Annotated in this window: 18 protein-coding genes and 2 pseudogenes; 9 read left to right on the forward strand and 11 right to left on the reverse strand. The window is 74.4% G+C overall.

Annotation, left to right across the window (positions count from 1 at the left end; all coding sequences use genetic code 11):
- Positions 1–9 precede the first annotated feature (9 nt).
- From ACZ34W_RS31165 to ACZ34W_RS31180, 4 genes are all read right to left on the reverse strand, one after another.
- On the reverse strand, positions 10–918 hold the full coding sequence (locus ACZ34W_RS31165; protein ID WP_465608878.1) for a (2Fe-2S)-binding protein: 909 nt from the start codon (positions 916–918) through the stop codon (positions 10–12).
- 165 nt (positions 919–1,083) lie between these two features.
- Positions 1,084–1,935, reverse strand: a complete 852-nt coding sequence (locus ACZ34W_RS31170; protein ID WP_329487121.1) for a hypothetical protein — start codon at positions 1,933–1,935, stop codon at positions 1,084–1,086.
- A gap of 258 nt (positions 1,936–2,193) precedes the next feature.
- A complete protein-coding gene (locus ACZ34W_RS31175; RefSeq protein ID WP_465608880.1) occupies positions 2,194–3,048 on the reverse strand; it encodes a hypothetical protein in 855 nt (284 codons plus the stop codon).
- A 187-nt stretch (positions 3,049–3,235) separates the two neighbouring features.
- Entirely contained in the window at positions 3,236–3,865 is a 630-nt protein-coding gene (locus ACZ34W_RS31180; protein WP_465608882.1) for a nucleotidyltransferase family protein, read from the reverse strand.
- Positions 3,866–4,011: 146 nt separating this feature from the next.
- On the opposite strand from ACZ34W_RS31180, the gene moaA reads away from it, so the two are divergent.
- From moaA to ACZ34W_RS31195, 3 genes are all read left to right on the forward strand, one after another.
- Positions 4,012–5,007, forward strand: coding sequence for a GTP 3',8-cyclase MoaA (moaA, locus tag ACZ34W_RS31185; protein WP_465608884.1), 996 nt, complete (start codon positions 4,012–4,014; stop codon positions 5,005–5,007).
- A gap of 152 nt (positions 5,008–5,159) precedes the next feature.
- Positions 5,160–5,912 (forward strand): HNH endonuclease family protein, encoded by a 753-nt coding sequence (locus tag ACZ34W_RS31190; protein ID WP_442906779.1) that lies wholly within the window; start codon positions 5,160–5,162, stop codon positions 5,910–5,912.
- A 98-nt stretch (positions 5,913–6,010) separates the two neighbouring features.
- On the forward strand, positions 6,011–7,627 hold the full coding sequence (locus ACZ34W_RS31195; RefSeq protein WP_329487117.1) for an alpha/beta hydrolase: 1,617 nt from the start codon (positions 6,011–6,013) through the stop codon (positions 7,625–7,627).
- Positions 7,628–7,720: 93 nt separating this feature from the next.
- Here ACZ34W_RS31195 and ACZ34W_RS31200 read toward each other — a convergent pair whose 3' ends face one another.
- Together ACZ34W_RS31200 and ACZ34W_RS31205 are read right to left on the reverse strand one after the other, a co-directional pair.
- The gene (locus ACZ34W_RS31200; RefSeq protein ID WP_465608887.1) at positions 7,721–10,150 is read right to left on the reverse strand and encodes a glycosyltransferase family 39 protein; all 2,430 of its coding nucleotides are present in this window, start codon (positions 10,148–10,150) and stop codon (positions 7,721–7,723) included.
- Positions 10,151–10,310: 160 nt separating this feature from the next.
- Positions 10,311–11,429, reverse strand: coding sequence for an alpha/beta hydrolase (locus ACZ34W_RS31205; protein WP_329487115.1), 1,119 nt, complete (start codon positions 11,427–11,429; stop codon positions 10,311–10,313).
- Between the two features lie 168 nt (positions 11,430–11,597).
- On the opposite strand from ACZ34W_RS31205, the gene ACZ34W_RS31210 reads away from it, so the two are divergent.
- From ACZ34W_RS31210 to ACZ34W_RS31220, 3 genes and pseudogenes are all read left to right on the forward strand, one after another.
- On the forward strand, positions 11,598–12,563 hold the full coding sequence (locus ACZ34W_RS31210) for a hypothetical protein (protein ID WP_465608889.1): 966 nt from the start codon (positions 11,598–11,600) through the stop codon (positions 12,561–12,563).
- 489 nt (positions 12,564–13,052) lie between these two features.
- A pseudogene (locus ACZ34W_RS31215) lies at positions 13,053–13,670 on the forward strand (S1 family peptidase); the annotation flags it as partial.
- Positions 13,671–13,871: 201 nt separating this feature from the next.
- Positions 13,872–14,597, forward strand: a pseudogene (locus ACZ34W_RS31220) (Ig domain-containing protein); the annotation flags it as partial.
- Between the two features lie 57 nt (positions 14,598–14,654).
- Here ACZ34W_RS31220 and ACZ34W_RS31225 read toward each other — a convergent pair.
- Positions 14,655–15,158 carry a hypothetical protein gene (locus ACZ34W_RS31225; RefSeq protein ID WP_465608891.1) on the reverse strand — a complete coding sequence of 168 codons (504 nt, stop codon included), beginning with the start codon at positions 15,156–15,158 and terminating at the stop codon, positions 14,655–14,657.
- 192 nt (positions 15,159–15,350) lie between these two features.
- Between ACZ34W_RS31225 and ACZ34W_RS31230 the strand changes: the two genes are divergently transcribed.
- Positions 15,351–16,451 (forward strand): SigE family RNA polymerase sigma factor, encoded by a 1,101-nt coding sequence (locus tag ACZ34W_RS31230; protein WP_465608893.1) that lies wholly within the window; start codon positions 15,351–15,353, stop codon positions 16,449–16,451.
- Positions 16,452–16,518: 67 nt separating this feature from the next.
- Here ACZ34W_RS31230 and ACZ34W_RS31235 read toward each other — a convergent pair whose 3' ends face one another.
- Both ACZ34W_RS31235 and ACZ34W_RS31240 read right to left on the reverse strand, forming a co-directional pair.
- The gene (locus tag ACZ34W_RS31235) at positions 16,519–18,393 is read right to left on the reverse strand and encodes a CocE/NonD family hydrolase (protein WP_465608895.1); all 1,875 of its coding nucleotides are present in this window, start codon (positions 18,391–18,393) and stop codon (positions 16,519–16,521) included.
- Between the two features lie 176 nt (positions 18,394–18,569).
- Entirely contained in the window at positions 18,570–19,544 is a 975-nt protein-coding gene (locus ACZ34W_RS31240; protein ID WP_465608897.1) for a hydrolase, read from the reverse strand.
- Positions 19,545–19,824: 280 nt separating this feature from the next.
- Between ACZ34W_RS31240 and nicT the strand changes: the two genes are divergently transcribed.
- A complete protein-coding gene (gene nicT, locus ACZ34W_RS31245) occupies positions 19,825–20,946 on the forward strand; it encodes a Nickel transporter NicT (RefSeq protein ID WP_329492064.1) in 1,122 nt (373 codons plus the stop codon).
- Positions 20,947–21,287: 341 nt separating this feature from the next.
- On the opposite strand, the gene ACZ34W_RS31250 is transcribed toward nicT, so the two are convergent.
- Together ACZ34W_RS31250 and ACZ34W_RS31255 are read right to left on the reverse strand one after the other, a co-directional pair.
- Positions 21,288–21,557 carry a hypothetical protein gene (locus ACZ34W_RS31250; RefSeq protein ID WP_329487110.1) on the reverse strand — a complete coding sequence of 90 codons (270 nt, stop codon included), beginning with the start codon at positions 21,555–21,557 and terminating at the stop codon, positions 21,288–21,290.
- Between the two features lie 7 nt (positions 21,558–21,564).
- Complete coding sequence (locus ACZ34W_RS31255) at positions 21,565–21,768, reverse strand: hypothetical protein (protein WP_329487109.1); 204 nt, start codon at positions 21,766–21,768, stop codon at positions 21,565–21,567.
- Positions 21,769–22,242: 474 nt separating this feature from the next.
- On the opposite strand from ACZ34W_RS31255, the gene ACZ34W_RS31260 reads away from it, so the two are divergent.
- On the forward strand, positions 22,243–23,229 hold the full coding sequence (locus ACZ34W_RS31260; RefSeq protein WP_329487108.1) for a helix-turn-helix transcriptional regulator: 987 nt from the start codon (positions 22,243–22,245) through the stop codon (positions 23,227–23,229).
- Positions 23,230–23,330: the final 101 nt, after the last annotated feature.

Consider the following 23,330-nt stretch of genomic DNA (forward strand, 5'->3'; position numbering starts at 1 on the left):
CCGATGCCGTCAACTTCGCGTGACGCGGGGGCAGCCGCCGCACATCTCCTCCGGCCGCACGGTGTAGACGAGGCAGCAACTGGCCCGGGCACGGTCGGTGCCCGAAGCACCTTCGGTCGCGAAGCCCGCGCCGGGGGTGAAGGACGGCGCGCACACGCCGGGCGTGCACGCCCTGGCCACCGGCAGCGCCGGGGCTGCCGCCGGCCCGTCGTCCGCCCGGTCCGGTGCCAGCAGGTCCGAGAGCTCCGCCCGGGCCCGTTCCTCCTCGCCGAGCAGCCCGCCGACGTACCAGAGGCCCTCCACCACCGCGTCGGTCGCCATCGCCCAGAGCATCCGCGGGCTGCGCCGCACCGCCGGGCGGAAGGCGGTCAGCACCGGGGCCAGGAAACCGGCCAGCGCGGTGCGCAGTTCGGCGGCCAGTGCCGCCTCGTCGGCCACCGTCCGGGCGCCGGGCAGCCCGGCCGCCGGGTCGTCCGCCAGGCAGACGAACGCCCCCGGGCGGGCGGTGAGTTCGCCGGTGGCGCGGCGGATCGAGACGTCCTCGGGGGTGAGCAGCGGCACCCGGCGCTCCAGGAACCAGGGCAGGGTGAACAGCAGCGCCGCCGGCCAGCTGAAGCGGTGCAGGCCGAAGCCGGCCGCGACGTCGGGGCGCAGCGGGCGGCCGTACCGGGCGAGCCCCTCCCGGGCGTCGTGGGCGATCAGTTCGGCCAGTGCGTCCGGGTCGGTGAGGAGGTCGGTGCCGCTGGTCCAGCCGTCGCCGGTGCGGGGTGGGACGCTGTGCACCCGCAGTGCGGGGAAGAGCCGGCCGAGTCTGCGGTAGCTGGTGGTGCATGGCGCCGGCGTGCGGGTGACAGCGTGCGCGGGGGTGGTGCGGGGGGCGTACGGCGCGGGGCCGGGTCGGGTGCTGCTCGCGGTCATGGTGCGGGCCCTATCGGGTCGACCGGACCCGTGCCGGACCGTCCGACCCGTGCCCGGCCGGGTTCGGCGGCGGCCGGGCACGGCCGGCCGGGGCCTGGCGGAGCCCGGGAACGGCAAGGCGAACCTGGCCGGAGTACTGCTCACCCCGGCCAGGTTAGGCTCACCTTAGCTGATTGTTCCCCGGGGTTCCCGTTCGACGCGTCCGTCCGGGGGAGCGCCCGGCGTACGCACCGCGCTCAGCTGGCGTGCGAGCCAGACCGGTACGCCCCCGAGCGCCTGGACCAGCCTGGTCGCCTCGGCCCGCAGCCGGACCGCCTCGTCCGGTTCGGAGACCTCGGCAAGCGCCGCCAGCGCGGGTGCCACCCCGACCGTGAAGCCGAGCTGCTCGCGCAGCCGCAGCGAGGCGTCGAACCCCTCCCGGGCCCGGTCGTGGTCCCCGGCGGCCTGGGCCAGTGCGGCCAGGTGCCGCCAGGTGTAGGAGCGCAGCAGCTCGTCCCCGCGCTCGTCGGCCCCCTCGTGCGCGCGGCGGTAGGCGATCCAGGCCGCCGTCGGGTCGCGCAGCAGGTTCTCCGCGACCAGCCCCCGGCGGAAGTCCAGCAGCGGACGCCCGGGGGCGTCCGGCGGCAGCAGCGCCGAGGTGCGTCCGAGCGCCGCCTGCGCTTCGTCCAGCCGGTCGCGTGCGCCGAGCACGCTGGAGACGTAGGCGAGGAACCCGCGGGCGCAGGAGGCGCCCGCGCGCTGCTCGGTGCTGGTCACCAACGCCTCGGCGAGGCGCAGCGCCTGTTCCGCCTGGGTCCAGTTGGCCGCGGTGAACAGGCATTGCTCGATGAGGAGTTCGGCCCGGCCGAGGGCGGCCTCGGGGTCGCGTTCGGCGGCCGGGCGTAACAGCTCCGCGGCCTCCTGCCAGCACGCCCGGGACCGCAGCCGCCATACGGTGTCCCCCGGTTCGCGGGGCGCCGGCCGCCCCCGACCGTCGCGCCCGCCCTGGCCACTCGGGCCCCATCCGTGCTCCGACAACGCCACCTCCTTGTGTGCGCCATCCAGCAGGACGCCGGCCTCTGCCCCCAAGGCCCGCGTTGTGGCGGCAATTCAACACGGGGGTGAGCTTGTGCACCAGATCACGAGCGCAGGTTGTTGCGGGCGAACCGGTTCCGCGCCGATCGCTCCCGGGGGCGGGCGGGGCCACCGGGACGGCCGGGGCCGGTGGGCCGGGCAGGCCGACGGCCCGGGCCGCGGGCGGACGGTGTCAGGCGGGCCGGGCCGGTCGGAGCGGGGTCAGGACGTCCAGCCGGTCTCCATCAGCGCCTCGGCGGCGCCGTTGGCGGGCTGGGGCACTCCGGCGAGGTCGAGGCTGAACAGGGCGACCAGCAACTGCTCGCCGCGCACGGTGGCCTGGTGCGAGTAGCCGGCCAGGGTGAACATCGCGGCGGCCATCTCCTCGGCGTGCAGGGTCTGCAGCCAGAGGCACTCCACCGACTTCACGTCGGCCGGCTCGGTCCAGGTGTCCACCTGGGCGACCATCCGGCTGCCGAGCAGGGTGACGCCGTCGCGCTCCTGGGCCTCCGTCAGCTCCAGGTCGTCGAAGCCCAGCCACTCCAGGTAGCGGGCGGCGGTGAACACGGCGTCCTGCGAAGTGCGCACCGGGTGCGGGCGGAACGGCGCGCGCCGCCGCCAGGGGGTGGCCGAGGCACCGGAGCCGCCGGGCGGGGCCGGGACGGGCGCGTTGAGCGGGTGGGCGGGGTGCGGGCGGGAGTTCAGCGGGCCGGCGGTGCCGAGCTGGCCGGTGGTCGCGCTGCCGCCGAGGCGGGTGGTGCGGTCCACCGGCAGCCGCACGGTCGCGCCGCAGTTGCAGGTGAACTCGGGCTGCGGCCACTGGTCGGAGCGGCCGCAGTGCGGGCAGCGCATGTTCAGCCAGGAGTCCTCCCAGGACCGGAACCGCACCTGGACCGGCACGCCGCCGCGCAGCAGCGGCACCTTGAGCGAGGCGCCGCACGGGCAGGGCAGCGACGGCGGCTCGTACAGGTGCTCGCGCCGACAGGCGGGGCAGCGGATCGCCCGGGCGCCACCACCCGCCACCGGCCCGTGCTGTGCGGGGTCGCGTCCGGTGAAGTCGTCGGGCAGTCCGGACATCGCGGGCACCGTCCGTTCGAATCGAGGGGAAGGACGTGTCCCATGCTCCCCGAAACGCGGGGGCCGCGGCGCGGAATGGGGCAATCCTCAGGGACAGATCAGGGGTGTGCGGTCGATCCCTCGTCGGGGAGGAGGAGCCCGCCCCACCCCGTGGGGGGACCGGCCGCCGGTCCGGACCGGGAGAGGATCACCCCGTCGTCCAACGGGCGAGGTCGGCGGGGGTGTCCAGGTCGTCGGGGACGGCGATGTCGGCGCACTCGACGAGCGTGATCCCGTCGGCGTGCGCCGCCAGCAGAGCCCGCGCGCCGGAGTCGCCGGTGGCGCCCGCCGCAGCCTCGGCGAAGTGCCGGGCGCCGATCAGGACGGGGTGCCCGCGCCGCCCCGCGTAGGCCGCCGCCGCCAGCTCGGCGCCGGCCCGGTGGGCGGCGAGCAGCCGGGCCACCGCCGCCGGGGTGACGCCGGGGGTGTCCACCAGCATCACCAGGACGGCCGAGGCCTCCGGCGCCAGGGCGGCCAGCCCGGCCCGCAGCGAGGAGCCCATCCCGCCGGCCCAGTCCGGATTGGCCACCAGCCGGCAGCCCGGCAGATGGGCGGTGGAGCGGACCCGGTCCCCGGCCGCGCCCAGCACCACCGTCACCGAGGCGCAGCCGCCGGCCCGGACCACCCCCGCCGCGTGCTCGACCAGCGGCCGGCCCCGGTACCGGATCAGCGCCTTCGGCCGGCCACCGAGCCGCCGCCCGCCCCCGGCGGCCAGCACCAGGGCGGCGACCGGCCGATCACCGCCCGTCCGGCGGCTGGTCCCCGTGCTGTCGCGCATGGACCCAGCCTGCCCGTCCGGGGTGCCCCGGCGCAGCCGTAGGAAGCCACAGTTGTACGAACGCACAAGGAGAACCCGCAGGTCGGGGCAGCTCCCCGGTGGTTCGGCCGCTGGTATCCCGGCCCGGCTGCCCCTGTACTGGGCCGATGAACACCGCACCGCGCCCGCTGTCGGACCGCTTCGGCAGGGTCCACACCGACCTGCGGGTCTCCCTCACCGACCGCTGCAACCTGCGCTGCACCTACTGCATGCCGGCCGAGGGCCTGAACTGGCTGCCGAAGGCCGAGGTGCTGAGCGACGACGAGGTGGTCCGGCTGGTGCGGATCGCCGCCGGGCGGCTGGGCATCGGCTCCGTCCGGCTGACCGGGGGCGAGCCGCTGCTGCGCCGCGGCCTGCCCGACCTGGTCCGGCGGATCACCGCCCTCGGCCCCGAGGTCTCGCTGACCACCAACGGCATCGGCCTGGCCCGCACCGCCGACGCGCTGCACCGGGCCGGCCTGCACCGGGTGAACGTCAGCCTGGACACCCTGCGCCCCGAGCGGTACGCGGCGATCACCCGCCGGGACCGGCTCGCCGACGTCCTCGCCGGCCTGGCCGCCGCGCAGGCCGCCGGGCTCGCGCCGGTGAAGGTCAACGCGGTGCCGGTGCGCGGGGTCAACGACGACGAGATCCTCGACCTGGTGGAGTTCGCCGCCGAGCACGGCTACCGGATGCGGTTCATCGAGTCCATGCCGCTGGACGCGCAGGGCGCCTGGGACCGGGCGACGATGGTCACCGCCGACGAGATCCTCGCCGTCCTCGGCACCCGGTGGGACCTCGTCCCGGTCGGCCGGCACGGGAACGCGCCGGCCGAGGAGTGGCGGATCGCCGGCACCGACACCGTGGTCGGCGTGATCGCGTCCGTCACCCGCCCGTTCTGCGGCGGCTGCGACCGCGTCCGCCTCACCGCCGACGGCCAGTTGCGCAACTGCCTGTTCGCCACCGAGGAGTCCGACCTGCGGGCACTGCTGCGCGGCGGCGCGGACGACGACCGGATCGAGGCCGCCTGGCGGGCCACCATCGGGCGCAAGGGCCCCGGCCACGCGATCAATTCGGCCGATTTCGTGCAGCCGGACCGGCCGATGTCCGCGATCGGGGGCTGAGCCCGGGCGGGCGGTGGCGGGGCGGGGTCGGGCGGGCGCCGGGGTGTGAGCTTCGACATGCTCGAACGCTCCGTGCCGCGCCGCCTTGACGGCCCGTGGGGCGACTGGTCTGCTGGGGCGCCGTCAGCCACCCCCCCAGTCCGGGAGTCTCCGTGCCCGCCCGCCGCACAGCCCTGCTCGCCGCCGTCGCCTTCCTGATATCCACGCCGGCGCTGGCCGGTTGCACCGGAGGTGCCGGGAAGCCGGCCACCGAGGCGGCCGGGCCCGCCGGCGCGGGCACCAGCCCGCTGCAGAATCCCGACGGCACCAGGCCCGGCCTGGCGCCGCTGACCACGCCCGAGGAACGGAAGGCCGGCCGCGACATCATCGCCAATGTCACCACCGCCGCCGCCGGACCCAAGGACGGCTACGACCGCGACGAGTTCGGCCCGGCCTGGACGGACAACGTCGACGGCGTCCCGGGCGGCCACAACAACTGCGACACCCGCAACGACCTGCTGGCCCGGGACGGCCGCTCGGTCGAGCACAAGGACGGTTCGGCCTGCACCGTCACCGCCATGACCATCGACGACCCGTACACCGGGAAGACCGTCCGGTGGAGCAAACAGCAGGCCTCGAAGATCCAGATCGACCATGTGATGCCGCTGTCCTACGACTGGCAGATGGGCGCGTCGACGTGGGACAAGGCCAAGCGCGTGCAGATCGCCAACGATCCGCTCAACCTCGTCCCGGCCGACGGCTCGCAGAACGCCTCCAAGGGCGACTCCGGTCCCGCCGCCTGGCTCCCGGCCAACACCGCCGTCCGCTGCTCGTACGCGGTGCGCTTCGCCCAGGTCTCGCTGAAGTACCGACTGCCCGTCACCGAGGCGGACAAGAGGGCCATGCTCCAGCAGTGCGGCGGTTGAGGAAACGTTCCGTCACGCTTTGCCCCCTTCGCCGTCCGCCGGCCGATCACGATATGACCGGTGTGACGGTCAGGTGATATTCGTGTGCGGTGCATTCGATGATCACCCGGTTCTCCCGGCGCGCCCTGCCCGCGGCCGTCGCCGCCGCCCTCCTGGCCGGCTGCGCCGGCTCGGGCGGATCCACCGCCACCGACGCGGCCTCCGGCACGCCGTCACCGGCCGCCGCCCCGGCCACGCCCAGCGCGTCGCCGACCACCCCGCCCACGCCGACGCCCAGGCCCACCGGCGCGGCCGACCCGGCACTCAAGCCCTTCTACGGCCAGCAGATCGCCTGGGCGCCCTGCGCCGACGACCCGAAGACCGCCAAGGTCGACGAGTCGGTGCTGCAGTGCGGCTCGCTCAACGTCCCGCTGGACTACGCCCATCCGGCCGGCGACCCGCTGGCCGTGGCCGTCGTCCGGGTCCCCGTCGCCAGGCAGGACCAGCGGCTCGGCTCCCTGCTGGTCAACCCCGGCGGGCCCGGCGGCTCCGGCGTCGGCATGGTCAAGGCCGCCCCCGCGCAGTTCGACGGCCCGATGCACGACCGCTTCGACGTGGTCGGCTTCGACCCGCGCGGCGTCGGTCTGACCACGCCGCTGAACTGCCTGGACGACAAGGCCCGCGACGAGTGGCTCGCCACCGACACCCCGGGCGACGACCACGGCAAGGTGCTCGCCGACGCCTGCCAGGCCAAGTTCGCCAAGCTGCTGCCGTTCATCGGCACCCGCGACACCGCCCGCGACATGGACGTCCTGCGGGCCGCGCTGGGCGACCAGAAGCTCAACTACTTCGGCATGTCGTACGGCACCTACCTCGGCAGCCTCTACGCCGAGGAGTTCCCCGACCGGGTCGGGCGGCTGGTGCTGGACGGTGCGGTCGACCCGTCCGTGCCGCTGGCCCAGCACAACATCGTGCAGTACGCGGGGTTCGAGCGCTCGCTGCGGCTCTTCGCCGCGTACTGCGCGAAGCAGGACCAGTGCCCGCTCGGCAAGGACCCGGCCAAGGCGGCCGACAAGCTCGCGGAGTTCCTCGACGGGCTCAAGGCGAAGCCGCTCACCACCACGAGCGGGCGCGCCCTCACCGCCAACGCCGCCTGGGCCGGCGTGCTCGACAGCCTCTACGGCGACGAGAAGACCTGGGACGCGCTGCGCAACGACCTCGGGTGGGCCATGGTCCGGAGCAAGGGCGACAACCTGCTCGCCCGCGCGGACGGCGCCTACGGCCGTGACGAGAAGGGCCACTACGGAGTCTCCGCCGACGCCTACACCGCCATCCACTGCGCCGACGGCGCGACCGCCGTCCCGACCGGCGAGGCCCTCCAGGCCGCGTACGCCGACCTGGCGGCGAAGGCCCCGCTGATCACCCGGCACGAGCCGAGCCTGGCGCTGTTCGACCCCGACTGCCGTGCCTGGCCGTTCCGTTCCGCCGAGCAGCCGCACCCGATCGTCTCGAAGAGCGATGCCCCGATCGTGGTGGTCGGCTCGACCGGCGACGCGGCGACGCCCTACGCCTCGGCCGAGAAGCTCGCCGCCCAGCTCGGCAACGCCGTCCTGCTCACCCGCGAGGGCGAGGGCCACATCGGCTACGGGCGGAGCAAGTGCGTCCGGGCCGCGGTCGACGCCTTCCTGACGGACGGCACCGCGCCGGCCGCCGGAACGCGCTGCCCGACCGACTGATCCACGCCGGACGACGACGGAGGGGACGCACCGCCCAGCGGCGGTGCGTCCCCTCCGTCGTTCTCCCGCGGCTCCCGGCTCAGGGGGTGCGGCTCAGGGGGCGGGCGTCTGCGTCAGGTCGTAGAAGGTGGTGCCGCCCACCGTCTTCGCGGTGAAGTGGCTCGCCACCCAGGTCTCGATCTGGGCGGTCTGCGACTCCTGGGCGCCGCCGTCGGCACCGGCGGTCGGACCGGCGGTCGCGGCGGTCGCGGCGGGATCGGTGCCGGTGCCGGTGCCGGTCCCGGTGCCCGTGCCGGGGCCGGCCGTCCGGCGGGAGCCGCCGCTGATGAACCAGTGCACCTTGCCCTCCCGGACGTACTGCCGGAAGGCGTCCAGGCCGAGCGACGGGTCGGTGCCGTTGAAGCCGCCGAGGGCCATCACCGGTTCGCCCGAGGCGAGTTGGTAGCTGGCGGCGGTCTGCGAGCCGCCGGTCGCGGCGGCCCAGGTGTAGCGGTCGGCGTCCTGCCGGAGCAGGGCGGCGGCCTCGTCGCTCACGGTGGCGCCGTTCAACAGCCCGCCGATGCCGCCGGGGGCGCCGCCGGCCATTCCGCCGCCGCCGAAGCCACCCGTGCCGCCGAAGCCGCCGGCTGCGCCGCGTCCGTTGCGGCCGCCGCCCGTCCCGTCGCCGCCCGTGCCGCCCGCGCCGTTCGCGGCGCCGCCGGGCAGCTGCCCGGGCGCGCCGCCCTGACCGGGCGAGCCCTGCTGCCCGTTGAGGAAGAACCGGCCGTCGCCGCCGGGCGGCATCCCGCGCATCCCGCCCGGGCCCATCCCCCGCCCGCCCGCGACCGCCGGACCGGCCGTCACGATCGAGCCGGTGTGCGGCGTGTTCACGGTGTCCACCGCGTACGCCGCCGGACCGCCCAGCGCCGCCGCCAGACCCACCAGCCCGACCGTCGTGGCGAGCCGTGCCGCCAGCCGCCCGGCCAGCAGCAGCGCCGCCCCGGCGGCGAGCCCGCCGACCAGGACCGCCCAGCGCAGCCACGGCAGGAAGTCCGCGCTGCGCCCGAGCAGGACGTACGCCCAGACCGCCGTGACCGCCAGCGTGGCGCCCAGCACCGCGGCGTAGGGCAGCCGGTGCCGGACCCGCCAGAGGCCGTCGACGCCCATGCCGACCAGCGCCGCGACCGCCGGGGCCAGCGCCACCGTGTAGTACTGGTGGAAGATGCCGGACATGAAGCTGAAGGTCAGCGCGGTGCAGACCAGCCAGCCGCCCCAGACCAGGAAGGCCGCCCGGGCGGTGTCGGTGCGGGCGTAGCGGCGGGTCGCCCAGAGCCCGAGCAGCAGCAGGATCAGCGCGGCCGGCATCAGCCAGGCGATCTGCCCGCCGATGTCGCCGTCGAACAGCCGGGTGATGCCGGTCTCGCCCCAGCCGCCCATCGCGCGGCCGCCGCCGGGCGGTGCCTCGGCCCCGCCCATCAGCCGGGCGCCACCGCCGCCGACACTGCCGGTCTCGTCGCCGTTGAGCCGGCCGAAGCCGTTGTAGCCGAAGGTGAGCGAGAGGAAGCTGTTGTCCTGCGAGCCGCCGATGTACGGGCGGGCCGAGGCCGGTACCAGCTCGACCACCGCCACCCACCAGCCGCCCGCCACCACCATGGCCAGGCCGGCGGCCAGCAGTTGCCGCACCCGCCGCCAGAGCCCGGTCGGCGCGACCACCAGGTAGACCAGCGCGAACGCGGGCAGCACGAGGAAGGCCTGGAGCGTCTTGGTGAGGAAGGCCAGTCCGAACATCACCCCGGTGAACACCAGCCACCGGGTGCCGGCCGCCTCGGTGGCCCGCAGCAGGCCGTACGCGGCCAGCGTGAGCAGCAGCACCAGCAGCGCGTCCGGGTTGTTGAACCGGAACATCAGGGCCGCCACCGGGGTCAGCGCCAGCGCACCCCCGGCCAGCAGGCCGCCGAGCGGCGGGAACCGGCGGCGCACCGTCGCGTACAGGGTGGCCACCGTGGCGACCGCCATCAGCGCCTGCGGGGCCAGCACCGACCAGGAGGAGAGGCCGAAGAGGCGGGCGGAGAGCGCCATCGGCCAGAGCGCGAGCGGCGGCTTGTCGACGGTGATGAAGTTCCCGGCGTCCGAGGAGCCGTAGAAGAAGGCCTTCCAGCTCTGGCTGCCCGCCTGGGCGGCCGCCGAGTAGAAGGAGTTGGCCCAGCCGGAGGCGCTCAGGCCCCAGAGGTAGAGGACGGCGGTGGCGGCCAGCAGCGCCAGCAGCGCGGGGCGCACCCAGCGCGGGTCGTCGGCGCGGCCGCGCCAGGACCGGGCCGCCAGGGTGCGCAGCCGGCCGGCCCAGGACGACGGGCCCTTGGGACCGGCGGCGGGTGGCGGGCACGGCGGGAAGAGCGCCTCGGCCGGCGCGGGGGCGGGAGCCGCTCCGGGGACCGGGGCGGGGCCGGGGAGCCCGGGGGCCGGCTGCGGCACCTCCGGCGGCGGATAGTTCGCGGCCTCCGGCCACGGTTCGCCGGCCGGAGGGGAGAAGCTGGTCGTGGTCATGGACGCTACGCTCGGCCGCCCGGCTGAGAGGACCGTGAGACCGGGCTGTGAGCCGTCTCTAATCCTGCCGGGGCGGTGCGGACGGCCACGTGCGCACGGCCCCGGCGGCCGCGGCGGGTCGGTGCGCGGTGGCCGTGCGGTGGGGTGTGCACGGCGGGTGCTACGCGGCCTGGGGCATCGTCAGGTGCTTGCCCAGCCACTCCATCGCCGGCGGGATCTCCCGCGTCCAGGTGTGGAAGTTGTGGCCGCCGGTGTCCAGGGTGATCGTGGAGAGCTTGGTCGGCGCCTTGAACGCCTTCACCATGTCCTGGGTGGCGGCGTAGTTGTTCTCGTCGTGGGCGGTGGCCAGCAGCAGCGAGACCGGCGCGGCCGGCTGGTTCTGCAGGCGCCACAGCAGGTCGTTCTCCTGCTTCAGCCGGCTGTCGCCGCCGAAGAGGTCACCGGTGGTCTCGTCGATCGGCGCGGTGTAGTAGCCGGAGAGGGAGACGGCGGCCCGGTAGGCGTCCGGCTTGCGCAGCGCGAACTTCAGCGCGCAGTAGCCGCCGGTGGAGTTGCCGATCACGGCCCGGTTGGCCGGGTCGGTGCCGATCCGGTAGGTGGTGCCGAGCGCCTTGGGCAGGTCGCTGGTGAAGAAGGTCTCCACCTGCGGGCCGTTCGGGACGTCCACGCACTCGGTGTCCCGGTTGTTGACGAGGGTCGGCCGCATCATCACCAGGATGGTCGGCGGGAGCTTCTTCTGGTCGATCGCCTCCAGCGCGGAGGCCGGGTACTGCATCAGCGAGATCAGCTTCTCGGGGGTGCCGGGGTAGCCGGCCAGGACCAGGGCCATCGGGAACTTCTGCTGCGCGAAGTCGGGCTGGAAGTACTGCGGCGGCAGGTAGACGAACCCGTCGGTGCTCAGGCCGCTGCCCGCTCCTTTGACGGAGACCTTGTGGATCAGGCCGACCCGCTCCGGGTTGGAGCCCTGCTGGGCGTAGAACTTCTGCTCGCCGGTGATGGCGACGGAGGCGTTCGGCTGGTGGTCGACCACCGTGCCCGGCCCGCCGTTGGTGCCCAGGAGGTCGGTCCAGGAGCTGTAGAAGCCGAAGTAGCCGTTGGCGATCAGCCCCATCGCGACCAGCACCGAGATCTGGGTGGCGAGGAAGGCGCCGATCCGCCCGAGCCAGGCCTGCCAGCCGCGCCCGCCGAATCTCGGCCAGAGCCACATCGTGGCGGCGAAGACGCCGATCGCGAGGAGGGAGGCGATGATCTGGAGGGGGAGTCCCGTAAGCCTGAGCACGTGACCGATCGTAGTTGACGGGCGGTGGCGTCCCGTGCGCCCCTCTATGCGCCCCGCCTGCGCCTCAACACGCCTCCTGTGCGCCCTGTTGACCGCGTGACAAAGGCTCGGGATCATGTCCGCGGGGAATGCACGGAGCGTGCATGAGAGATCACCGGGGGAGCGGGCATGAAGTCCTTCGTCAAGGTCGGCCTGGCGGCCGGCACAACGCTGCTGCTGGCGGCGTGCTCCAGTGGAGGGTCCGGAGGGGCGGACTCCTTCGGCCTGGGCCCGGGCAAGAGCGCCCCGGCGTCGGCGAGCGCCAGTGCGAGCCCCAGCCCGACACCCACCCCGACCCCGACGCCGACCAAGCCGCCGTACGGGCCGGTCCTGGTGAGCTACATCGACCCGGTCAGCGCCGCGCTCGGCAAGCTCAACGCCTCCGCCGGTCTGGACGCCTTCGCCACCACGCTCCAGGAGGCGGCCACCGCCGCGTCCGCGGCCGGCAGCGGCCTGGGCCTCGCGGGCGAGCCGGCGGCCGTCAGCACGGCGCGGCGCCAGCTGGTGACGGCGCTCGGCCAGCTCTCCACCGACCTGACCAAGGTCCGCAGCGACATCAAGGCGAAGAACCTCTGCGCCACCACCTCGGCCTTCGCCCAGGTCGGCCTCTCCGAGGGCCTCAAGGCGGTGCCCCCCGCCCTCGCCCAGATGGCCGCCGCCGGGTATCCCACCACCTTCAACGTCCCGCAGACCCCGCAGCTCCAGACCCGGTCGCTGGAGAGCGGCACCATGGTCCGCTCGGGCCGCCTCAAGGGCGAGGGCGTCCTCAACGTCGACAACGGCGGCAGCTCCGACGCGGTGGTCTCGCTCGCCCAGAACGGCAAGTCGATCCACTCGGTCTACGTCGGCAAGGGGAAGAAGGCGTCCATCGAGGGTGTCGAGGACGGCACCTACGACGTCTTCTTCGCCGGCGGCGTCGACTGGGACCCGACGCTGAAGGCGTTCACCCAGAGCTGCGACTTCAGCAAGTTCGACGACAGCATGGCCTTCGAGACCGGTCGCACCTACACCTCGTGGTCCATCACCCTCCAGCCGGCGGTCGGCGGCAACGCCAAGACCAGCGACGTGGACGAGGACACCTTCCCGCAGCCGTAGCGCAAGAAGTACCCGCGGCGCCGTCGGCCGATCCGGCCGGCGGCGTTGTCCTGTGCGGGGTGCCGTCCCGTGTCGCGGGTGACGTGCGCCAGGGCGGCGAGCGGTGTGCCGACGAGGACGGGCAGATCCAGGTGCAGGTGGTGCCGGCGGGGGCGGGCAGGTCCCGGGTGGGCCTCGGAATCTGCGACACCTGACGGTTCACCCGGTGGCACCGGTCCTGCCGTCGCACCGCCGGGCAGGCTCGCGGGCGGCGCCGCGGACATGTGGTGCACATCTCGAACCTGCCTCCCGGGTGGCAGGTTTGGGGCGGGGCGCGTGCTGCGACCTCGGGTGATGGGGCGTAGGGCGGCGAAGGTCGTGGCAGCGGCGCGGAATCGGTGGCGCGAGTTCTGTCGGCATGGTTGACCCGTTGAGGTGGTCATGGCACTTTCGTGCGGCGCGGGCGTCCGCGACCGGTCGTACGCCCCGCAATCCCCCACAAGGAGAAGCATGTTCAAGAGACTTGCCGCCCTCGTCGGCGCAAGCGCCGTCGTCGCGGGTGGGCTGACCCTCGCCGCCACCCCCGCCCAGGCGGTCCAGGCCGGCGATCTGACGTCCACCATCGCGCTGAGCAACTGCTCGGCCTCGCTGGTCCGTTACCCCTCGTCGGTGGACACCGACCGGGCCCTGATGCTCACCAACGGCCACTGCCTGCCGACGATGCCGTCGGCCGGACAGGTCGTCCAGAACCAGAGTGCCAGCCGCAGCGGCACGCTGCTCGGCTCCTCGGGCAACTCGCTCGGCACCGTCCAGGCGGACAAGGTCCTCTACGCGACCATGACCGGCACCGACGTCGCCCTGTACCAGCTGACCGACACCTTCGCGTCCATCACCTCGAAGTTCAGCGCCACGGCGCTGACGATCAGTGACACGCACCCGGCCGACGGCTCGGCGATGTACATACCCTCGTCGTACTGGAAGCAGGTGTGGAACTGCTCGGTCAACGGGTTCGTCGACACCCTGCGCGAGGACGAGTGGACCTGGCACGACTCGCTGCGCTACAGCGCGGGCTGCAACACCACGCACGGCACGTCCGGTTCGCCGATCGTCGACGCCGCCACGAAGAAGGTCGTCGGCATCAACAACACCGGCAACGACGACGGCCAGATGTGCACCCTCAACAACCCGTGCGAGGTGGCGGCCGACGGCACCACCAAGGCCACCAAGGGCCAGAGCTACGGCCAGGAGACGTACTGGTTCACCACCTGCCTCGGCACCGGCCGGGTCATCGACCTCAACGTCAGCGGCTGCCTGCTCACCAAGCCGGCCGGCACCAGCGTCTCGGTCACCAACCCGGGCGGCCAGAGCACCGCGCTGAACGGCTCGGCCAACCTGCAGATCTCGGCCTCCGGCGGCACCGCCCCGCTGACCTTCACGGCCACCGGCCTGCCGACCGGCCTGTCGATCAGCTCCAGCGGCAAGATCACCGGCACCGCCACGGCCGCGGGCACCTACAACGTGACCGTGACCGCGAAGGACGCCGCCAACAAGACCGGCACCGCCGCCTTCACCTGGACGGTCTCCGGCGGCGGTGGCGGCACCTGCACCCCGGCGCAGCTGCTCGGCAACGCCGGCTTCGAGACCGGCAGCGCCGCGCCCTGGACGGCGTCCAGCGGTGTCGTGGACAACAGCGCCTCGCAGGCCGCGCACGGCGGTTCGTGGAAGTCCTGGCTGAACGGCTACGGCTCCACCCACTCGGACAACCTCTCGCAGGCGGTGGCCGTCCCGGCCGGCTGCAAGGCGTCGCTGAGCTTCTACCTGCACATCGACACGGCGGAGACCGGCTCGACGGCGTACGACAAGCTGACCGTCTCCGTGAACGGCACCGCGCTGAAGACCTACTCCAACGCGGACGCGGCGGCCGGCTACCAGCTGCGGACCTTCGACCTCTCGTCCTACGCGGGCCAGACGGTCACCGTGAAGTTCGCGGGCACCGAGGACGCCTCGCTGCAGACCAGCTTCGTGATCGACGACACGGCGCTGCAGACCAGCTGACGCCTGCGCCGTAGTCCCCTCGGCCGCCCGGTCCCCGACCGGGCGGCCGTTCGCGGGTCAGAACAGCCGGTGCCCCTTCACCCAGACGCTGCGCCTGCCGTCGGCGCCCACCAGCCGGAACTTGTTGATGCCGGGGTAGGACCAGCCGATCCGGAAGAAGCTCAGCCCGAAGACGAACGCGAGGAAGGCCCACAGGAACAGGAGGCCGAAGCCGTCCGTCGCGTCCGGGTCGTTCTCGTCCACGGTCTGGCCGCCCAGCTGGACCAGCATCGGAACGACGACCGCCAGCGAGAGCAGCAGCGCCGCCCCCACCACCAGGTAGATCCACCGCTTCCGGAGCGCCGTGGGGCGGCTCTCGACCCTGGCGCAGAACGCCCGCCGGCACCGATCGCAGGTGAACGACGCCACCGCGCTGCCCCGTTGAGGGCGCTTGCGGTCCTCGCCCGAGATGATGCCGATGTTCCAGTTGACCCTAGTGGCGGTGAACCCGGCCTCGACGCTCACCCGGCACCCCAGCGCGATCGAGTACCGCTCCTCGATCGACGGATTCCTGACTCCCATACGTTCCCCCTGCCGCCCGCGCCCATCGCGGGTGAGCCAGGGTACCGTCCGAAGCCGGTTCCGGGGGTCGGATCGCCGCCCAAGTTCCTTGTTTTGCATACGCGTTGGCCTGGCCGGTTGGCGTAGGCCGTCTCGCCTTCGAGGGCGCCGTCCGAGGTCCCGGACTTCGTCGCCTCACGCGGGCGGCAGCTGTTGCGCACCGCCTTCCTGCTGACCGGCGGTGACGCGCACCTGGCCGAGGACCTCGTCCAGGAGGCGCTCGGCCGGATCTTCGTGAAATGGCGCAGGATAGCCCGGCTCGACAACCCGAGCGGCTACGCGCAGACCGTGCTGGTCAACACCTTCCTCTCGCACCGGCGCCGGCGCAGCAGCTCCGAGCAAGTGGTGGACACCTTCCCCGAGATCGCCGTCGACGACCCGGATCCGGCGCTGCGGCTGACGCTGCTGCGGGCGCTCGGGGAGCTGTCCGCCCCGGACCGGGCCGTGCTGGTCCTGCGGTTCTGGGAGGACCGCAGCATCGAGGAGACGGCGGCGGCACTGCACCTGAGCAGTACGGCCGTGCGCTCCCGGAGCAGTCGGGCGCTCGCCCGGCTGCGCGACAGACTCGGCGACGACTTCGCCGCCGTCCGCCCGGGGCCGGCGAGCCGGGCTCCACCACCGAGAAGGCGAGGGTCCGCCATGCCAGTTGACGACGAGTTCGAGGGTGGGCTTACGGACGCCCTCGGGGCCGACTTCGCCCGCGCGCTGCGCGGCGCGGCCGCCCTGGCACCGGCGCCGGCGCTGCACGCGCTCACCGCCGGCGCTGCACGCGCTCACCGCCGGCGCGGAGCGGCGCGGCCGGCGGTGGCGCAACCGGCGGCGGCCGACCTGCTCGCCCGGCTGGTGCCACTGCTGCCGCCGGGTACCACGCAGACCCCGGTGCCGGGCGGGGACAGTGCCAACCTCCTGGTGACCGCCGAGGAGCGGACCGGCCTGCTGACGGTGCACACGGGGCCGCCCAGCGCGCGCGGGCGGGAGGACCGCGAGTTGGCGCTGTCCGGTCCGCCGACCCCGCTGGAGGTCCGCGAGATCCTGGCCGACGGGACACTGGTGGTGGTCAACCGGTTCGGGAACGGCAAGACCGCCGTCGATCCGGTCCTGCACTGGGCGGCCGCGGTGTACTACCCGGACGGCCGCCAGGTGTCGCTCTACGAGCAGAACGGCGAGAACGGCTACACCGCCCGGCCCGGCACCCCCGCGCTGAGCCTCGACCAGCTGAAGGCGATCGTCACCGCCTCCGTCTGGCGGTCCTGACCCCGCCCCCGCGCCGCCGGGACCGGTGGCGGCGCGGGGCGCCCGGATGTCCGCCCCGCGGGGTGGGTCACGGTGCGGTGCGGGGGATCCGCTGCTGCCACTCGCGGGTGAAGACGATGTCGCCTGCTTCGAGGGCGGTGAGCTGGGTGCGGGTGAGGAAGTGGGTGGGGGTGCAGCGGAGTTCGGTGCGGGTCCGGAGGGTGATGTCCCAGCCGATGGCGGGGCGTTCGAGGCGGACGGTGCGGTCGCTGCGGGCCTGGGCGCTGGTGGGGGCGGCGGTGAGGATCCGGTAGGCGGTGACGGTGTGCTCGTCACGGACCAGGCCGTCGGGGTGGGTGCGGGTGCCGTCGGTGGCGGGGGAGAGTTCGGTCCGCCACTCGTGGCGGGCGATGTCGTGGACCGTGAGGCGTTCGGGGCGGGCGGTGAGCGGTTCGGTGACGTGGACGGGCGGTGGCAGGGGGAGGGTGGGGGAGGCGAGGACGACGGGGGCGGTGCCGGGGTCGGCGGCGAGGTGGCGCACGGGGAGGGTCAGGGCGCTGTGGGAGGGGTCGAGTCCGAAGCCGGCGGGCTCGGGGTCGGGCCAGAGCCACGGCCAGTAGGTGGAGGAGAGGGCGAGCCGGAGCCGGTGGCCGGGTGGGACGGTGAGCCCGGCGGGGGCGAGCTCGACGGTGATGTCCGGCCCGGGCGGGGTGGCGAGGCGGGCGCCCCGGGCGAGCAGGGTGGAGGTGCCGTCGGGGGCGACGGCGCAGAGGCGGGCGATCACCGGTCCGGCCTCGGCCGGAGGGCGCAGGCGCAGCCGCAGGGACGGGGCGCCGAGCAGTTCGAGCGGTTCGGGCAGCGGCAGCGAGTCGAAGCAGACCGAGCGTCCGTCCTCCTCCCGCTGGTCCGGCGGCCGGTCGGCGGGGCGGCCGAGCGGGACGTACGCGCCGGCGTTGAGGCCGGTGTGCTGCGGGGAGCGGACGTGGACGTAGCGGTCGTCGGAGGCGGTGCCGGCGGTGCGCAGCGGGCCGTCGAGGCCGTAGCGGACGGTGCGGACGTCGGGCGAGGGCCAGGGGTCGGCGGCGGTCCAGCGGTCGCCGGTCCAGCTGCGCAGGGCGGGCGTCCGGAGCGCGCCGGTGTCGGCGCCCTTGAGCCAGTGGTCCCACCAGCGCAGCGTCTCGGCCAGGGCGTCGTCCGGCAGGCCGTGCGGCCAGGGGCCGAGCAGGGCGCGGACGGGGACGGCGGCGGTACCGGCGGCGAGCAGGCGCAGGACCGCGGCGCAGGACGGGTCGCCCCAGCCGGCGACGGCGAGGGTGGGGACGGCGGCGGTGGCCGGCGGCTCGCCCCAGCCGGCGGCGAGCCGGGCGGGGAGGTCCGGCTCCAGGGCTTCGAGCCGCTCCCGCCACATCGCCCGCCAGTCGTCGCCGACGTACTGCGGGTCCGGGGGGCGGGCCGCGTCGGCGAGCCGGGCGCCGGCGCGGGTGTGCAGGTCGGCGGCGAGGGCGGCGCCGCCGAGGCGGTGGCCGCCGTCGGGGCAGGCGGTGACCACGGCGTGCACGGCGTCCGGGGCGCGGGCGGCCAGCCGCAGGGCGCCGGCGCCGGCCGCTCCACTGCCGAGCAGTCCGATCCGGCCGGTGCACCAGGGTTCGGCGGCGAGCCGGCGCAGCAGGTCGGCGCCGTCGGTGAGGTCCTGCTCGCCGGCCCCGTCGTCGGGCCGGCCGCCGGAGTTGCCGCAGCCGCGGGCGTCGACCCGGACGGCGGCGTAGCCGTGGCCGGCGTACCAGGGGTGGCGGCGGGCGTCGTCGGCGGCCGTCCAGTCGGTGAGGCGCCCGCCGGAGTACTCCAGCACCACGGGGACGGGGTCGTCGGTCACCGGGCGCCAGAGCCGCGCGTACAGCTCGGTGCCGTCGGGCAGCGGGACGCGGACGTCCTCGCGGACGGTGCGGTAGGAGTACGAGGGCATGGCCGCTCCCATCGAGTCCCGGATCGGCGGGGCCCCGGTGGCGGGGGGCCCGTTCGGCGGGCCACGGTGCGGGCGGGCCGGAGCCCGCCCGCGCCGCAGGCGTCAGCAGTCCGACCCTAGGGGAGGATGCCGGCACTGTCCTGGTGAGCGGGCCCCGGCGGGGCGCGACGGGGGCGTCAGGCCTTGCTGAGCCAGGCGGTGGCGTTGAGGGCGAGGGCGGCGTTGGTGCCGGCCGGGTCGTTCCAGCCGTTGAAGAGGGTGTTGCCGGACTGCCCGGTGCCGTCGTCGGCCGGGGAGCTGTCGCCCCAGATCGCGACCCGGCCGCTGCCGTAGCCGCTGGTGACGAAGAAGGCGCCGGTGGTGCCGCTGTAGCCGGTCCGGTAGAGCAGGCCCTTGACCGAGGGGTTGTCGGCGGGCTTCAGGGTGAAGGTGGTGCCGGAGCGCAGGATCGAGCCGGTGACGGTGCCGAAGGCGCCGTGCAGGACGGGGTCGGCGGGGTCGTTGACGGCGCGCGGGTTGTCGGTGGAGATGTTCTTGACGTCGACGCTGAAGCCGAAGGGGTCGTCGTTGTCCACCCCGTTGTTGGTGAGCAGGTCGTTGATGACGGCGGGGGAGTCCCAGCCGTCGTTGTTGCGGTCGCTCTGGTTGTGGTCGGAGATCAGGAAGAGCCCGCCGCCGTTCTGCACGAAGCGGATCAGGGCGGCCTTCTCGGCGGCGCTGAAGCGGACGTTCGGCTCGGGCACCACGAAGGTGTCGAAGTTGGCGAGGTCGAGCGCGGCCCCGGTGCCGTAGCTGATGGTGGAGCCGGCCGGGAGGGTCTTGAGGCTGTACTGGCCGGTCTTCTGCAGGGCGACGCCCCAGGCGGAGAGCGCGCCCGTCCAGCTCTTCTCGGTGCTGGGGCTGGCGTTCTGGGCCAGCGGGTCGGGCTGGCTGGTGGAGATGATCCAGTCGGCGTTGCCGGCGGTCTCGGCCTTGGTGTTGTCGAACAGCACCCGGTGGGGGGCGGCGGCGGTGGCCGCGGTGGGGGCGGGTGCGGTGCCGGCCGCGGTGCGGGCGGTGGGGGAGGCCGAGGCGGTGGGGGCCAGGCCGGAGAGGCCGGCCGCGAGGAGGGCCGGGGCGACCAGGGCGGCAGCCGTTCTCATGCGGATCATGTGCCGTTCCTCCGTGGGGAGTTGAGGTGTCGGCGCCCGAGTATTCGCGCGTAGATCCGAGTATCCGCACGCGGGCCGCCCGGTGAAAGCCTCCGGAGGTTACGGGCATTTGTACGGTACATGGCGATCTTTGGGAGGACCGGAGCGCTTCCGGAATGCGCCCTCCGCGCGCCGAGACGTCCCGACCGCCCCGGACCAGTACTTGCGTATGACTTGCAAGTACTTCCTCGCCGAGGGAAAGATGGCCCAGCTTCGCCCGCTCCCCCGAAAGGACGACACGATGTCCAGCCCCGCCGCAGGTGCCACCGCCGTCAGATGGCGCGACCGGCTCACCCGTGAGGAGTGGATCCGCCTGGCCGGCATGGGCGGCTTCATCCTCGCGCTGCACGTGATCGGCTGGTTCACCCTCCTCGCGGTCATCGCACCCGAGCACTACGACGTCGGCGGGCAGGTGTTCGGCGCCGGGATGGGCCTCACCGCCTACACCCTCGGCATGCGGCACGCCTTCGACGCGGACCACATCGCGGCCATCGACAACACCACCCGCAAGCTGATGGGCCAGGGCAAGCGACCGCTCTCGGTCGGCTTCTGGTTCTCGCTGGGGCACTCCTCGATCGTCTTCGGCCTCTGCGCGCTGCTCGCCTTCGGCATCCAGTCGCTGGCCGGCCAGGTCGAGTCCGACGACTCCACCCTGCACGACACGACCGGCCTGATCGGCGTCTCCGTCTCCGGGACGTTCCTGCTGCTCATCGGCCTGATCAACCTCGGCGCCTTCAACGGCATCCTCAAGGTCTTCCGCAAGATGCGCGAGGGCGAGTTCGACGAGGCCGAGCTGGAGCAGCAGCTCGACAAGCGCGGCTTCATGAACCGCATCCTGGGCCGGGTGACCAGGGCCGTCACCAAGCCCTGGCACATGTACCCGGTCGGCCTGCTGTTCGGCCTCGGCTTCGACACCGCGACCGAGGTCTCGCTGCTGGTCCTGGCGGGCGGCGCGGCCGCGTTCCAGCTGCCCTGGTACGCGCTGCTGGTGCTGCCGGTGCTGTTCGCGGCGGGGATGAGCCTGCTGGACACCATCGACGGGTCGTTCATGAACTTCGCTTACGAGTGGGCGTTCTCGAAGCCCGTCCGCAAGATCTACTACAACCTGACCGTCACCGGTCTCTCCGTCCTGGTCGCGCTGGTCATCGGCTCGATCGAGCTGATCGGGCTGCTCGGCGAGAAGCTGGACATCACCAGCGGGCCGGTCGCCTGGATCGGCGAGCTGGACCTCAACTTCGTCGGCTACGCCATCGTCGGCCTCTTCGTGCTCACCTGGGCGGCGGCGATCGCCTACTGGAAGCTCGGCCGGGTCGAGGAGAAGTGGTCGGCGGGCCTGGCGAGCGCGGCGGAGAAGGCCGAGTAGCGGCGGGGCTCCGCGGGCGGGCGGTCGGCGCCGGCCGGCCGGAGCGCGCGAACGGCGGGCCGGTCCGGGGGAGAACCCCGGACCGGCCCGCCGTTTCGTCGTTCGGTCTGTCCGTCCGTCCGTCCGTCTGTGTCCGTCCGCATCGTCCCGGCTCCGCCCGGAGCCTGCCGGGCGCTCGCTCGCAGCCCGCCCGGACCGGCCGGCCGACCCCCCGGGGGGACGGAGCGCGGGTGCCGGGCACCCGGTCGGAGCGGCGAGCGCTCGAAATCGGCCAAATTTCCGAGGGATGGGGATCGGTGGAAACCCCTACGGAAGGCCGGAAAGCGGCGCCGGCGGTGCCGTCAGGGCATCGCGGGCGCGAAGCGGCCGGTCGGGCCGGCCGCCAGGGTGCGGTCGAGCAGGGACAGCGCCCGCAGCTCGGCCACGCCCTGGTCCGGCGCGCGGACGTACAGCACCAGTCCCACACCCCCCGGGACGGCGCAGGCGCGCACGTGCTCCAGACCGTCGCCCGGCCCCGCGCACCCCCACACAGCTGCCTGGACGTCGGCGGCCCCCGCCTCGCCCGTCGGCGCGGCGGAGACGTCCAGGAGGGTCAGGTGGACGGGGAACACCGAAGGATCAGTCCCAGCCGATGCCCGGATTCCCGGTGGGGGTGGTGTCCCAGCCGATCGCCGCGGGCAGCGGGTGGTCCCAGCCGATGCCGGTGTCGGCGGCCACGCCGGCGGTGACGGCGGCCGGCTGGGCGGCGAAGGCGGGCGCGGAGACGCCGGCGAGGGAGAGTGCGAGGGCGGCGGCGGCGAGCAGCCGGACGGTCTTGGGCACGGCGGTTCCTGTTCTGGGCACAGTGGTTCAGGGCGCGAAGGGGCAGAGCGCGGGGGAGGTGTGCGAGCGCGGGGCGTTGGAGCGCGGGGGAGGGTGCACGCACGGGGAATCCTCCCCGGTGGCGGCCCCCGGGCGGGAGGGGCGGCGGCGGGCAGCAACAGGCCAGGCAGCAAGCTGCAACCTCCTGGCGAAATCCCCGCGGATGCGCTCACCGGCCGGCCCGCCCCCGTCGGCCGGTCCGCCGGCGGGGCCGTGGGCGCGGTGGCGGTACCGCTCGCCAGGGCCGCTGCCGGTGCCCTCCGGCGACACCCCCGGGTACCGTTCCGGCGGGGCTGTCGGCGTGGTTCCCCGTCGGGGGCCGGCGTACACCCGAGCCGCTTGACCGGATCATGCCTTGTGACGCCGGTGCCACGGCGCAAGGATCGAGCCGCAGATCGCCCGATAATCCCATTGCGACGAGCAGGGGTCATTGAAGTGCTGGAACTGCTGGGCCTCGACACCACCGCGGAGGCCGTCTACCGCGAGATGCTGGCCGACCCCGAGGGTGGCGTGGTCGAGCTGTGCCAGCGGCTCCGGCTGCCCGAACGCGCCGTCCGGGAGGCACTCGACCGGCTCGCCGACCTCACCCTGCTGCGCGCCTCGCGGGACCGCCCCGGGGCGTTCTGGCCGGTCAGCCCGGAACGCGGACTGGAGCTCCTGCTGCGCCGTCAGGAGGAGGACCTCGCCCGGCGCCAGCAGGAGCTGGCCGTCTCCAAGGCGGCCGTGGCGCGGGCCGTGGCCGAGTACGCGACGCTGCGCGCCAGCACCCTGGTGGACGGCGGCGAGCGGCTGGTCGGCCTGGACGCCATCCAGGCCAAGCTGGAGGTGCTGACGGCCCGGCTGACCTCCGAGTGCCTCGCGGTGATGCCCGGCGGCGCGCAGTCCGCGGCCAGCCTGGCCGCCTCCCGGCCGCTGGACGAGGACGCCCTGGTGCGCGGGGTGAGCCTGCGCACCATCTACCAGGACAGCGTCCGCAACGACCCGGAGACCCTCGGGTACGCGCAGTGGATGACCGGTCTCGGCGGGCGGGTGCGCACCGCACCGGTGCTGCCGCCCCGGATGCTGGTCTTCGACCGCTCCACCGCCGTGGTGCCGATCGACCCGGAGAACACCCGGCTCGGCGCCCTGTGCACCGAGGAGCCGGGCATCGTCGCCTCGCTGGTCGCGCTCTTCGAGCAGACCTGGGAGACGGCCGTCCCGCTCGGCACCCACCGGGCCGAGGACGCCGGCACGGGCCTGAGCGCCGGTGAGCGGGAGCTGCTGCGGCTGCTCTCCACGGGGCTCACCGACGACGCGGCGGCCAAGCGGCTCGGGGTCTCGGTGCGGACGGTGCGCCGGCAGATGGCCGCGCTGATGGAGCGGCTGGACGCGGGCAGCCGGTTCGAGGCGGGCCTGAAGGCCGCTCAGCGCGGCTGGCTCTAGCAGCGGTCGCGGCCGCGGCGGTCGGGCGGCGGTCGGGCGGTCGGCCCCGCCGGGGCGGTCCGACGGGGCGGCCCGGCGGGGCCGGGAGCGGCATCCCCTCG

This window comes from Kitasatospora sp. NPDC022856, from assembly GCF_055561235.1.

Excerpts from the sequence above, each read along its gene's own strand:
- ACZ34W_RS31235 (WP_465608895.1), bottom strand. The coding sequence starts at position 18,393 with ATGCCCTCGTACTCCTACCGCACCGTCCGCGAGGACGTCCGCGTCCCG.
- ACZ34W_RS31175 (WP_465608880.1), bottom strand. The coding sequence starts at position 3,048 with ATGTCCGGACTGCCCGACGACTTCACCGGACGCGACCCCGCACAGCAC.
- ACZ34W_RS31210 (WP_465608889.1), top strand. The coding sequence starts at position 11,598 with ATGAAGTCCTTCGTCAAGGTCGGCCTGGCGGCCGGCACAACGCTGCTG.
- ACZ34W_RS31195 (WP_329487117.1), top strand. The coding sequence starts at position 6,011 with ATGATCACCCGGTTCTCCCGGCGCGCCCTGCCCGCGGCCGTCGCCGCC.
- ACZ34W_RS31180 (WP_465608882.1), bottom strand. The coding sequence starts at position 3,865 with ATGCGCGACAGCACGGGGACCAGCCGCCGGACGGGCGGTGATCGGCCG.
- ACZ34W_RS31165 (WP_465608878.1), bottom strand. The coding sequence starts at position 918 with ATGACCGCGAGCAGCACCCGACCCGGCCCCGCGCCGTACGCCCCCCGC.
- ACZ34W_RS31240 (WP_465608897.1), bottom strand. The coding sequence starts at position 19,544 with ATGATCCGCATGAGAACGGCTGCCGCCCTGGTCGCCCCGGCCCTCCTC.
- ACZ34W_RS31200 (WP_465608887.1), bottom strand. The coding sequence starts at position 10,150 with ATGACCACGACCAGCTTCTCCCCTCCGGCCGGCGAACCGTGGCCGGAG.
- ACZ34W_RS31225 (WP_465608891.1), bottom strand. The coding sequence starts at position 15,158 with ATGGGAGTCAGGAATCCGTCGATCGAGGAGCGGTACTCGATCGCGCTG.
- moaA (WP_465608884.1), top strand. The coding sequence starts at position 4,012 with ATGAACACCGCACCGCGCCCGCTGTCGGACCGCTTCGGCAGGGTCCAC.
- nicT (WP_329492064.1), top strand. The coding sequence starts at position 19,825 with ATGTCCAGCCCCGCCGCAGGTGCCACCGCCGTCAGATGGCGCGACCGG.